Source organism: Micromonospora sp. NPDC002717, from assembly GCF_040295705.1.
Taxonomy (GTDB): domain Bacteria; phylum Actinomycetota; class Actinomycetes; order Mycobacteriales; family Micromonosporaceae; genus Micromonospora.
The window spans coordinates 46,435-57,259 of sequence record NZ_JBEOVW010000036.1 but is presented as its reverse complement, the minus strand read 5'-3'; the positions used below and the strand labels follow the sequence as shown (position 1 = coordinate 57,259).

General features: G+C 67.0%; 15 protein-coding genes. 6 read left to right on the top strand and 9 right to left on the bottom strand.

From position 1 onward, the window contains the following. The first annotated feature begins 25 nt into the window (after nucleotides 1-25). Both ABT006_RS31115 and ABT006_RS31110 read left to right on the top strand, forming a co-directional pair. Nucleotides 26-583, top strand: a complete 558-nt coding sequence (locus tag ABT006_RS31115) for a hypothetical protein (RefSeq protein WP_350712042.1) — start codon at nucleotides 26-28, stop codon at nucleotides 581-583. 396 nt (nucleotides 584-979) lie between these two features. Continuing rightward, entirely contained in the window at nucleotides 980-1,630 is a 651-nt protein-coding gene (locus tag ABT006_RS31110; RefSeq protein WP_350712041.1) for an SMI1/KNR4 family protein, read from the top strand. A 446-nt stretch (nucleotides 1,631-2,076) separates the two neighbouring features. Here the strand turns inward: ABT006_RS31110 and ABT006_RS31105 are convergent, their stop codons facing one another. Further along, on the bottom strand, nucleotides 2,077-3,006 hold the full coding sequence (locus ABT006_RS31105; protein ID WP_350712040.1) for a conjugal transfer protein TrbL family protein: 930 nt from the start codon (nucleotides 3,004-3,006) through the stop codon (nucleotides 2,077-2,079). Nucleotide 3,007: 1 nt separating this feature from the next. Further along, nucleotides 3,008-3,289, bottom strand: coding sequence for a pilin (locus ABT006_RS31100; protein ID WP_350712039.1), 282 nt, complete (start codon nucleotides 3,287-3,289; stop codon nucleotides 3,008-3,010). Between the two features lie 438 nt (nucleotides 3,290-3,727). Here ABT006_RS31100 and ABT006_RS31095 point away from each other — a divergent pair, with 438 nt between their 5' ends. The 3 genes from ABT006_RS31095 to ABT006_RS31085 all read left to right on the top strand — a co-directional run bounded on the left by ABT006_RS31095 (nucleotide 3,728) and on the right by ABT006_RS31085 (nucleotide 5,840). Further along, nucleotides 3,728-4,198 (top strand): hypothetical protein, encoded by a 471-nt coding sequence (locus tag ABT006_RS31095; protein WP_350712038.1) that lies wholly within the window; start codon nucleotides 3,728-3,730, stop codon nucleotides 4,196-4,198. A 774-nt stretch (nucleotides 4,199-4,972) separates the two neighbouring features. Further along, entirely contained in the window at nucleotides 4,973-5,293 is a 321-nt protein-coding gene (locus tag ABT006_RS31090) for a hypothetical protein (RefSeq protein ID WP_350712037.1), read from the top strand. Between the two features lie 151 nt (nucleotides 5,294-5,444). Then, nucleotides 5,445-5,840, top strand: coding sequence for a hypothetical protein (locus tag ABT006_RS31085; RefSeq protein WP_350712036.1), 396 nt, complete (start codon nucleotides 5,445-5,447; stop codon nucleotides 5,838-5,840). Nucleotides 5,841-6,033: 193 nt separating this feature from the next. On the opposite strand, the gene ABT006_RS31080 is transcribed toward ABT006_RS31085, so the two are convergent. The 6 genes from ABT006_RS31080 to ABT006_RS31055 all read right to left on the bottom strand — a co-directional run bounded on the left by ABT006_RS31080 (nucleotide 6,034) and on the right by ABT006_RS31055 (nucleotide 9,191). Continuing rightward, the gene (locus tag ABT006_RS31080) at nucleotides 6,034-6,612 is read right to left on the bottom strand and encodes a hypothetical protein (protein ID WP_350712035.1); all 579 of its coding nucleotides are present in this window, start codon (nucleotides 6,610-6,612) and stop codon (nucleotides 6,034-6,036) included. Between the two features lie 178 nt (nucleotides 6,613-6,790). Beyond that, entirely contained in the window at nucleotides 6,791-7,195 is a 405-nt protein-coding gene (locus ABT006_RS31075; protein WP_350712034.1) for a hypothetical protein, read from the bottom strand. Nucleotides 7,196-7,359: 164 nt separating this feature from the next. Continuing rightward, complete coding sequence (locus ABT006_RS31070) at nucleotides 7,360-7,833, bottom strand: DDE-type integrase/transposase/recombinase (RefSeq protein WP_350712045.1); 474 nt, start codon at nucleotides 7,831-7,833, stop codon at nucleotides 7,360-7,362. 37 nt (nucleotides 7,834-7,870) lie between these two features. Beyond that, nucleotides 7,871-8,377 carry a hypothetical protein gene (locus ABT006_RS31065; protein ID WP_350712033.1) on the bottom strand — a complete coding sequence of 169 codons (507 nt, stop codon included), beginning with the start codon at nucleotides 8,375-8,377 and terminating at the stop codon, nucleotides 7,871-7,873. Continuing rightward, entirely contained in the window at nucleotides 8,367-8,849 is a 483-nt protein-coding gene (locus tag ABT006_RS31060; RefSeq protein WP_350712032.1) for a SitI3 family protein, read from the bottom strand. The genes ABT006_RS31065 and ABT006_RS31060 overlap by 11 nt, the downstream gene beginning before the upstream one ends. Nucleotides 8,850-8,861: 12 nt before the next feature. Continuing rightward, complete coding sequence (locus ABT006_RS31055; protein WP_350712031.1) at nucleotides 8,862-9,191, bottom strand: CdiA C-terminal domain-containing protein; 330 nt, start codon at nucleotides 9,189-9,191, stop codon at nucleotides 8,862-8,864. 48 nt (nucleotides 9,192-9,239) lie between these two features. Between ABT006_RS31055 and ABT006_RS31050 the strand changes: the two genes are divergently transcribed. Further along, nucleotides 9,240-9,791, top strand: coding sequence for a hypothetical protein (locus ABT006_RS31050; RefSeq protein ID WP_350712030.1), 552 nt, complete (start codon nucleotides 9,240-9,242; stop codon nucleotides 9,789-9,791). 226 nt (nucleotides 9,792-10,017) lie between these two features. Here ABT006_RS31050 and ABT006_RS31045 read toward each other — a convergent pair whose 3' ends face one another. Next, nucleotides 10,018-10,794, bottom strand: coding sequence for a hypothetical protein (locus ABT006_RS31045; RefSeq protein WP_350712029.1), 777 nt, complete (start codon nucleotides 10,792-10,794; stop codon nucleotides 10,018-10,020). Between the last annotated feature and the right edge of the window lie 31 nt (nucleotides 10,795-10,825).

The following is a 10,825-nucleotide window of genomic DNA, read 5'->3' as shown; positions in this document are numbered from 1 at the left end:
CTTCGGTTGTCCTCACAAACCATCGATGATCAACGCGGTGGCCGTCTTCATGCCTGCGCCACGCCCAACGCCGAAGCCAAGTGACGTTGGAGTACTAGAGCAGGACTCCGGCGCCGTGCGGATCGGCGTGCGCTGGCACACCGGTGCCAGCGACGAGCTGATCGTCGAGCGACGCGGGCCAGGTCGCACCCCACCGCAGGTCCTCGCCATCGTGCGCGAGTACGGCGCTACCCATAGCAATGTTCAGATCTCGAAGATGCTCAACGACGCTGGCCTGCGCACCGGCAAGAACCTGCGCTTCACCCCGCGGCACGTCGCTGCGGTGCGCGGCATCTACCAGATCTTCACGCCCCGCACCGTGGCCGTGCAGGGCGGGGAGATCAGCGTCAAACAGGCAGCCCAGCTACTCGGCATCCCCGCTGACGCGATCTACAACTGGCTGCGCCTGAGCCAAGTTCCCGCCAACGCCCGAGCGGGCCGCTGGTGCATCCCCTGGGATGCCCAGGCCCAGGAGATCTACCGGAAGAAGGTCGCCAACTCGTTCAGACTCAAGCCGACCCCTGCGGCAGCGGGTGTCCGTTAGGGGAATCTTCAGCGGACAGAACCTCGGCCTCCGGTGCCATCGTCGTCCGCTCATGCTTGATATGCGGGTGTTGCGCTCCATCGAGATATGGCGCGTCTCTGTTCGGCGGCGAGGTCGACCGCGGTGGCCGAGACGGCCCGGACGTCCGCCCGACATCGCAGTTCCACAACTTCGCCGAACCGAACCGCGTCGATCACCGTTGCGGCCTGACACACCCCCACCACCCCGGGCGGCCTCCAGCAAATGCCCACACAGCAGACATACTCACACCACGTCGCATTCGGTGCGCTACAGAGCGTGACTGGGGCGGTAGCGGGCTACAAGCCGTAGCTGACCTGCTCGGCCGCGACGGACAGGACAGCACAGCGCTTGTGCCCGACCCCTAATGTCACACGGGTGATCATCGAACCGCACGCCAACCTTGAGGCTCTACGGCAAGCCGCTGCTGCCGGCATGCTCCAGCTCTCCGCCTCCCCGCCGGCCAGCGAGGAGGCGATCCGCACCCGTGAGAACGGTCTCGAACCGCATTTCGGGTCGGTGAGGTGGTCGGCGCCGCCGAGCTATCGCGCGTTCCTCGCCGAGCACAACCGGTTGTCGTGCCGCCGGACCGTCGGCGACAACGATCCCGAATTCGTGATCGTCAACGAGGAGGAGATGGTCCCGCTCAACCAGACATGGATACACCTTCCGGAACACGTCAGCCGCGATCCCGGCCGCTACCTGTCGACCAACCACCTCGTCGGGTTCGCCTACACCGTCTACGACGAGGCAGTGTGGTGCTTCGACGTGACCCGGCCGGACGCCAACGGCGAGTACCCGGTCTACTACCACCATGAAGACGAGCCCCGCGTCCGTTACCTCGACGGTTACGCCTGGGAGGATCCCGACGACGCAGTGCCGGACTTCCCCTCGTTCGCAGCATGGCTGACCGCAATGACCCAGGCATTCACCGCAACCGAACCGCCGGACTGGATCGAGGAACTCGGCAGCCCCGCCATGGTCTGGGCATGTCGCTCAGGGAGACTTCGCCAGCCCCCTCCTAAATAATCTTGAACAACGTCCGTACCGTTCCTGCCGTTCATCTGCTGCAACGCGCCAACACGCGGTCATGCCGCATTGAGCGCGTGGCGGCGTCCATAAGGCAATCCCTCAGCGGACAACTCTGATCGCCGATCGACTCCGTCAACGCTCAGGACCTGCGCATTCTCATTTACCCCGTACGGTGACCATTCTCAGTGACCCGGGCTATCCGTTACACGCCACCGGCTCCAACCGTCATCGCGGACGGTCGGAGCGGGCGGCTGCCGCGACTCGATCGTTGAAGCACACAGGTCAGCTTCGCGCGGCTCGACGGCGGCCGGATTACTCCGCCGACGTCGGCGCGAGAACCCGATCAGCACGTGACCCGCGTCCACCAATCCAACAACAGTCATCGGAGAGGCAGTATGAAGCGCCCGTCGGGACGACGGCGCGCGCAGTGGTGTCGCCGTCGGTCATCGCCCACCTCGCACGGCAGCAGCACCGAGCCGGCCGAGCGGCAGGCGGCGGGTGACCCCCTGGACGAACACCGCCCGCAGCAGCATCCCGCCGACGTTCGACGAGCCCGCCCGGGCCACGTACCGGCGCATCATTCCGGGGATCTTGATCGTGACCCAGAGCACGACGATGACGAGCATGAGGTTCATCGCGTCCGAGGCGGGCAGGCCGAGCAGGATCGGCAGGTTCGATCCCGGGTCGATCAGCAGGTTGATGCCCGCCGAGAACGCGACCGCCTGCAGCGTGGGTGTGGCCAGGCAACCCAGCAGGGTGCGCCACCACAGCTGCGCGGCGCCCTGTGTCCAGGGCGTGGCGTAGCAGGCGAGCGCCACCGGTGCGATCCCGGCGAGGATGATCAGCACTCCGATCCGCGCGAGCCAGCTGCCGACGAGCATGAACATCAGCACGACGATGAGCAGTCCGATGATGGCGATCAGGAGGGCGGCGCTCTCGTCGGTCATCGCCGAGGCGATGCGGACCTTGACGAAGGTGACCGCCTCGGTGGTCGGCGCCGACGTGCCGGTCATCGACACCGTCAGGGCGTTGGCGATGTTGATGAGCACGCTGGTCAGCGGGACCGCGAACGCGGACAGGACGCATCCGACGACGAGCCGGGGGATCAGTTCCTTGATGTGGTAGCGCATCTCGACCGAGTCGCCGACCATCGTGGCGATGCCCACGGCGATGATCGCGAGGATGAAGCAGGCGTTGACGACCAGCGCGCTCTTGTCGGCGATCGACGTCACCTGCGGCAGGACGGTGACGTCCGGCGATATGAAGATGGAGGATGCCAGGAAGGCCAGCAGGCCGCCGAGAAGGTCGGTGACCTTCTCGGCGAGCCAGCTGACCAGGCCGTTCATCATCCAGTTGACCATGGTCGGCGACATGTCAGCCGCCGAGGATGCCCTGCAGGACCTGCAGGATGACCGGGGACAGCACCGCGAGGGCGTAGCCGATCAACGCGGACTTGAAGTTGCCCTTCGCCTGCTCGACCTGGGCCGGGTCGCCTCCGGCGGCCATGTACCGAAGGCCGCCGATGACCAGGAACATCGTCGCGACCAACGCGATGATGCCCATGATCCAGCCAGTGATGCCAGAGATGACCTCGTTGATGCTCTTGGGCGTCGGTGCCGGCGTGGGCGTGGGGGTGGCTGCGGCGAGGTCGGACAAGATTGAGAGAGTCGTGTGCATTGCGGCGCTCCACAAAAGATCTGCGGGCCGCCGCGGTGGGGACCGGGCGAAGGTCCGTGTGGTCCGGTGGGGGCGCTCCTCCCTTGCGTCATGCGACGGGATTGCGGTGTCAGTACGCCGCGCCAGCCATGCCGGACCGTGGGCCTCGCCGATTGGGTGGTCCCCACCGGGCGGGCATGCCGTGGACGACATGCACCGCCCAGATCTCGACTGTCAGGCCGATCGAACTCGCTGCCGGTCTGTCACGCCCTGACAAGACCGGTCAGCGAACCGCGTTGCCGGTTGTCCTTTCGCAGCTAACCCGCCCCGTTTCTCAGACTTTTGCTCCGACTGCCCGGTCTTCCCAATCGATCTGCTCTGCCTCAGGCGGGGCTTGTCCGGCCTCAGCGCTGAAGGACCCCGCACTAGGTTGTGAGGATGACGACTACACCCCGGGAGGCGGAGCCGCGCATCGGTCCGATCGGCGCACTTCTTTGCCGAATGATGTTCTTGGCGATCTGTCTGCCCGGACCGTTCCTGCTGTCCGTCGCCGTATCGCAGGGCTGGAGCCTGTCTGCCGCAGACTTCTGGAACCTGCTCGCCGGGAGCCTACTGACGACGATCGTCGGCGGCGGCTTCGGAGTTTGGGGCTTGCGCCTGGTCACTCGCTCGCGCCGTGACGCGCGGCGGCTCGCCGCTACCGGTGTCGCCGCGACGGCCGAGATTCTCGCGGTGGCCAACCACCTGGGTGGGGAGGATCCCGGGTTGAAACTCCGCCTGCGGATCAGTGGTACTGGGTTCGCCACCTTCGAGGCCGAGACGATCCGCGCTGATGACCCGGCCCTCGTGCCTGGAGCGTTTTTGGCCGCGGTCGTGGACCCGGAGGAACGTGTCTTTTCGTTCGTGTAGCCGCCTTGCATCCGCCGGGTCCCAGGATCGCGACCACACCGTCCTGCGAAGCAGGCGAACTGAGAAACACCGGCGTAGGCGTGCCTGCGGAGCAGATCAACCGAGAACAACCGGCGAGTCGGATTCTCAACCAAAGCTGATCCGCGCAGGTCAGCCCGCCACGGCCGGAGCAGATTGACTGCGAAAGGACACCGGGCAAGGTTGGCGCGGACCGAGCCGCCCTCGGGCGGTGTTGAACGCTGCGGGCATGCCGTCCCCCTCTCGACCTTCACATGCTCACCGCCGGGCTGTTCCGATCCTGAGCGGGCTTGCTGACCGGTCGGTGTCTGGCCCGCCCGGTCCGTCGGTCGGCCGTGCCAGGATGGGGACTGTACAAATGTACAGTCCCCGGCCACGCAGAACGCCCGGCGCCTGGCGCGGAGAGCGGGGAGCCGGGGGCTGCCGCAGACGGGATAGCGGGGAGAGTGGTGGAGGTTCGTCGCCGGCGGCCGGCCGCGCCGCGCCTGAGCAGCGCGGCGCAGGGGAGGGCGCGCGCCGGGTCCGCGCGGCAAGTTTTAAGCATGGGGGTGGTGGCCGCGCGACGGCATGCCGGTCGTCCAGGAGCCGGCTCCGCAGCCGCTCAGGGTCAGGTCAACCGCTCACCTGGGAGGGGGAGGGTGGCCGCCGGTGGCCAGCTCCGACCCCGGGAGCCGGGTCCGCGCCGGGCGAGGCGCCGCAACTCGTCGTGCGATGGCTCGTGCAACAAGCTTTGACGCCGCCGTGAATGATGGCCGCATGAGAGACGCGAACTCCGTGTTGGTCGCCTTCCGCCTGGTGCTCGTGATCTTCTTCCTTCTCCTGTTCGTATTCGGCGTCCGTCTCGCCGTGTCGCAACGGTTCCCCGTTACCTGGGCTCGGCCCGCGCATCCGACGGAGAGCCAGCAATCCCGACAGGTCCGCGTTGGTGTCGGCGTCATGTTGGTTGCCGCGATTCTGCTGATCCTGGAAGGCACGTCGCTCATACCCATGCCCTTCCTGATCTCGGGCATCTTGTCGGCGGTAGCAATGCTGGTTGCCGTAGCTGCGCTGGCTTGGTCCGTCGCCTCGCGGGAGTAACCCAGCAACTAGCCGCGCATGGTGATGTGCCAGGGGGCGGGCCGGCGGCAGGCGGGATGGCGATAGCGCGTCGTTTGTGGGCTACCCGCCCAGATCATCGACGGCTGATCATTCCTTGGGGACGAAGAACCGGTGCCGGTATCCTCTGGCCGTGCAGGGAGAGTTTCGCCTTCGGCAGGTGCTTGGCCGGATTGGGCATGCGGCGGATGTGGCTGTCGCGGTCGAGCCAGCAGACCGTGACGAGGTGGATGTCTCCCCGGATGCCTTTGCCTGGTTGTGGGATGTCTATGGGTCGCGAGCTGTGATCGATCGGCCGATCAATGATCGATTGGTGGCTGAGGCGGTTGAGGGCGTGCGGTATGCGCTCGCCCGCTTGGGGCGACCTGGCGGCTACAAGGTGACGGTGATGAAGATTGTGGATATGCCGGCGGACACGGCTGACGGTGACGTGAAGATCGCGGCTGCCCATGCGGTGTGCCTCGCATTGGGTATGAGGCTCGAACCACCGCCGCGTATTACGACGGACGGCGTGGTCTTTCCCGCATAGCTCGGACTCTGCACGGGGTGCCCGATGCCGTGTCGTAGGCCGGGTGACTAACCGAGTGACGATCGGGACGGACGCCAGCGGACGAGCAGGGACGTTGGTGGACCGTTCTAGCAGGCCAACACCCATGGAACGGCAGGTCAGCGCCCTGTGTTGGTTGCCTGGGAATCAAGCAGTCGGGCGCCGGCCTTCACCCTCACACGTAGTCACGCCAGAGGGGCACAGTCACCCGGGGCTCTCGGAACTCCTGATCGATGTAGTGGGCGAGGTCGTGGCCATACACGATGGTGTCGGTCAGCCGGTGGATGGACAGCACGGGATGTCCGAAGGAGCCGCGGCCGGCCGGCAGGTAGCGGTGGGCGTACACGGGAACCATTTGGGGAACGTCGGCGAGAAGGCGCTTCGCCTTGGCAATGCGCCGGACGAGGTCGTGAGGGCGATTGCCCCACCCGGGTGGCCACTCGCCTTGCTCGATGTCGTCGAGCGCGGTTGTGAGCGGCCAGTCAACCTGCTCTCGCAACGTGGTGGAGTCAAGTTGGCGCCAGTTCGGCCAGCCCCAACTTGCCTTGTCGGGGTGGTCATCGTGGCCAGGTGTCCAGACTGGCAGCCCGGCCGCGAGGAAGGCGCGGTGGTCGTCGGCGAACTCGAAGCCGAACCGTCGCTTGATGCTGACGAACTCGGCGTCGGTGAGCCCTGGCTGGATGTCCACCAGGTCCAGTTGCGCTAACCGCCGAGCAGCCTCGATACCCAATGCGACACCGGCACCATTCGTCACCGGAGAAGCGTAGCGACCTGGCCGCCGTACGCGCGTGCGGGTAACGGGAGGCGCGGGGGCAGAAGGCAGGAACGAGAGCAACCGATACCACCGGACGTGGCTGGAGCCCGAACAACATGCATGGACTGAGGTTTCCTGGCAGCAGTCGTCGACAGCCGTCGACGCTCTCCAGCCGCGTTCACACCGAAGGTCGCAGCGCGTTCACGTAACGGATCGCGACGGCAGCCACCACGAGCTGCCCGAGGAGCTCGATCATCGCGTAGACGATCCAGCCGATGAACACGACCGGCAGGGCCGCGACGGCGGCGATCAGCACCGTGGTGAGCACGCGGAACGCGAGTCCGATTCCGAGCGCTCGACCCACCGCCGCCGACAACGCCAAAAGCAGCACTGTGGGCACCAGGGAGAGGAAGACCTCCAACCCGAGGGCGAGGAACGTCCCCCCGGGTTGGGTGGAGCTGAGGTACGCCTCCGGCCCAAGGATGATCAGCATTAGACCGAACTTGACCGGCACGAGCAGCGCGGCCACCAGACAGGTGCGCCCGAGCCACCAGCCGGCACCGCGCCGTTGGGCCTCGGTCACCTCAGTACCTCAGACCTGAGGCGGCGCGCGGACCACCGAGAACATCGATCACTGCGGCGGTAGCCGAGAAGTAGTCGCAAAGCAGGTCCACGGCGCGAATCATGCCAGCAGCCCGAAGCACGTGGCAGTCCTCTGCCGTGCCCGTTGCGTGCCCGCTGAAGGAGTCACCGGGGGGCAATAAGGGCACGGGCATGGCTGAAGGGAGTCCGACAACGGTCACCCGGCCTGTTCGTGCACTGGGCGCTGCGGTACTGACGCCCTGGGAACTGAACGGCACGAGCCGGATGAGTCGAGAGGTTCACGTCCGGATCTGTGGGGGGCGGCCGGTGCGACTCCGGCCGCCTACCCGGCAACCATGCCTCGCTGTACGGGTTGTCATTGGACACCTTCGGCCGGGAGTGCGAGCGAGTGACATCGAGGTCTTCGAGCAGGTCAGCCACCGATTTCGACGTCATCGACGTGCCGCGGTCGGCGTGCACGACGTGCGGGATGTCATGGACACCGAACACCTCGCGCATCGTCGACTCGGCGAGGGGGCCGGACTCGCGGGCGTGCACACGGACACCGACGATGTACCGGGAGTAGATGTCGATCATCACGTAGACGTCGTGGTAGACGCCCTTCGCGGGTCCGGCCAGCTTCGTTATGTCTCAGGTGTAGACCTGCCGCGGCGCGTCAGCGACCAACTCGGGACGCCGGCGGGCCGGCTGCCGGGCCAGCCGGCCGACGCTCGCGAACCTGCGCGTGCTCGCGAAGAACCCGATACATGGTGGCGATCGAACCGACGTACATGCCCTGGTCCAGCAGCGCCGCGTAGATCTGGGCCGGGGCCGCGTCGACGAACTCCGGACTGTTCAACAGCCGCAGAACCTGCTCGCGTTCGGCCGGGGTGAGCGCGTTCGCCGGCGCTCGCCGCGCCGGCGGGGCCGATGTCGGCCGCCGCCGGTCGCGTTCGGCGCTGGACCGGGCGATCCCGGTCAGCCGCTTCGCGTCCCGCGTCGTGATCCTCGCGCTGGTCAGCGCATGATAGGCGGCCATCAGCGCCTGCCGAGCCCGAGCACGTTCGGACCGTCCGGCTCGCTCCTGGAGATGTCCTCCAAGAGCGCACGCGCTTTCCATGATCGTCAACGCCGTCTCGGTCCGCGCCAGCTTCGCCTGCGCCAACTCCAGCTCACGGCGCAACCGGGCGATCTCGGCCTGCTCCGCCGGTGACGAGGTGCTCCAGGTGGTAGTGGTTCCACCAGCTTGTGCGGTGTGTGCGGGTGACGCCGTTGGTGCGGGTCAGGAGGAGGTGGTCGCCGTCCTGGATCAGGGCCGCGTCCTCGTTGCGACCGGCCAGCACCCTGGCTATCGCCCTCACCATGTTGGGGATTCCCTTGTCGACCAGGTCGTCGGCGCGCATGGAGAAGGTGATGTTGACGTACGTCTCGGGTTCCCATTCCCAGCGGGAGTCGCCATCTGTCTCGGCCTCGTAGTGGCCGTGCGTGCCGGAGCGGACGGTGATGGCGTAGCCGCGTTGGTCGTACAGGCGGGCCGTGAATAGACGCTGGTTCGACGTTGGCTGCGGCTTTTCGCGGGGGTCCGCGGCGGTCAGGGCGGCGATCTCGTCGACGGGAGGATCACCGGCCAGGATCAGACGGAACTCGACGGCCATGTCTGCCCCTTGTCACTGTCGCCGGATGATCTCTTGGATCGTGCCGTCGGGTTTCACCACGACCAGTTCCTTGAGCCCGTCGATGGGCCAGTCGTCGAACTGGCGCCGCAGAGCCGTCAGGTCACCATTCCAGTTTTGCAGGTTCACCACCACGCGTTGGGTCTGATCGTCATCGACCTTCTCCCGGACTTGGCTCCAGACGTTGCGCACCGACGCGCGCGCCGCCGGCGAGTAGCAGTCGAACACGTGACCTTCGACGAGGTAGTCCAGGGCTTTGTCCGGGTTACTGCTGTCGCCGGCGCGGACGTGGGCGTCACTGGCTTCCCGCGTAGCCGCCAGCATGACGATTACTGATGGAACCCTTGGGGCTTCGCGCGCGTCGGTGATCGCATGAAGCTGCGCGCCGCGATTCTGGTTGCCCTGACCACTCTCAGCCTCGGCCTCGTCGTGCTCGTCTCACCGGTGCAGCCCGCTTGGGCCTGCTCTTGCGCCTTGCGGCCCGACCAGGAGGACGAGCGGGCGGACCTCATCGTCGTCGGCACTGTCACTGGCGTGACGGACAGGGCCGTCCAACTCGCGGTCGAGTCGGTCGAGAAGGGCCGTCCCGGGTCAGATGCCACGCTCAGGCTGGCCGTGAGCCGCGGCGAGGCCAGCTGCGGCTACGACTTTCGCGCTGGCACCCGGTACCGGGTGAATTCGGTCGACGGCGCCACTGGGCTGTGTTTCGGGATCCGCCAGTTGCCGGGCGCACCGTCCGCGCCCGCAGCGGCCCCAACGCCTGTCGTGGCAGTACCTGCGCCTGTGCAGTGGCCCGGCCGTTGGTGGTTTACGACCGGTGCGATGCTGACTCTCCTCGCCGCCGGATTGGTCGCCGTGGCCCTATGGCGGCATCGGACCAGAGCGGGCAGCCACCGAACGCGTAGGCCAGCCACGGGCGAATAACTGGTTCGTCGAACGGTCACCAAGGGGCATTAGCGGTCACCAATGCCAACCGGCTGAACAGGCGATTCGGACATCGTGGGGCAACCAGCCACCGACTTCCAAACTGGTGCCCCACCCGTCAGGCGAGCGGTCCGCAGCTAAACTTGACCTTTAACCCCTGCGGGGTCCATTGGGGACCCTGGTTGACCACGGAAGCAATCCTTGGTTGATGATCCTCTTGTCTAGTTTAGGCCGCCATGGTGACTTCGCGGCGGCTGGACGAGTGGATCGGGCCGGACAGGTCGCCTCGCGTGACGGCGGCGGCCACGACGCGCTCGGCACGGCGTCGCCGCATCCGCAGGGCCGACGCGGTCACGCCCTGCTTAGCGGCCAGGTGCTCGATCAGTGCGTCGCCGAATCGGGTCGCGCTGATCAGCTCGGCGGCTTCGGCGGTGATCAGGCCAGCGGCGGCGGCCCGACCGAGCAGCAGGTCCGGGTGCCCGTAAGGCATCCGCGGTGAACGCGACCCGCTCGACAGGTCAAACGGCAGTTCCTCGCCGTCGTCGGCCTTGACGACCGTGGCGCCGGCGCGCCAGGCCGCCCAGCACAGCCGCAGCCACAGTCGGGGTGGGGCGAGGTCCGCCGTGCGCAGTGCGTGGAGGAACCCGGCCAGGACTTCGGAGTCCACGTCGTCGGCGTGCCGGACGTAGCCGCGGCTGATCTTCGCCGCGAGGTGCGTCAGCGCGGGTAACGCCACACCGATCGCCCCGACCACCCAGGCCGGCCCCCGTTCGCGGGCGTGGTGGGCGAGCTGCCGCCACAGCTCGTCGGTGGTGTCGCTGTCGTAGGCCTCGTACATCAGCAGCTTGCGCAGCTCGTTCAGCGGCATTGTTGTGTCCGGCAGGCCCGGAACCGGGCGCGCGTCGAACACCAGCGGTGCGGGTTCGCAGGTCAGCAGCTCGAATGCCTTCTCGGCGGTGGTTAGCGCCGTGTCGGCCATCCTTGTGCGGGTGGTCGTTGCCATGGTGATGTCCCTTCGGAAGGGAGCGCTCCGA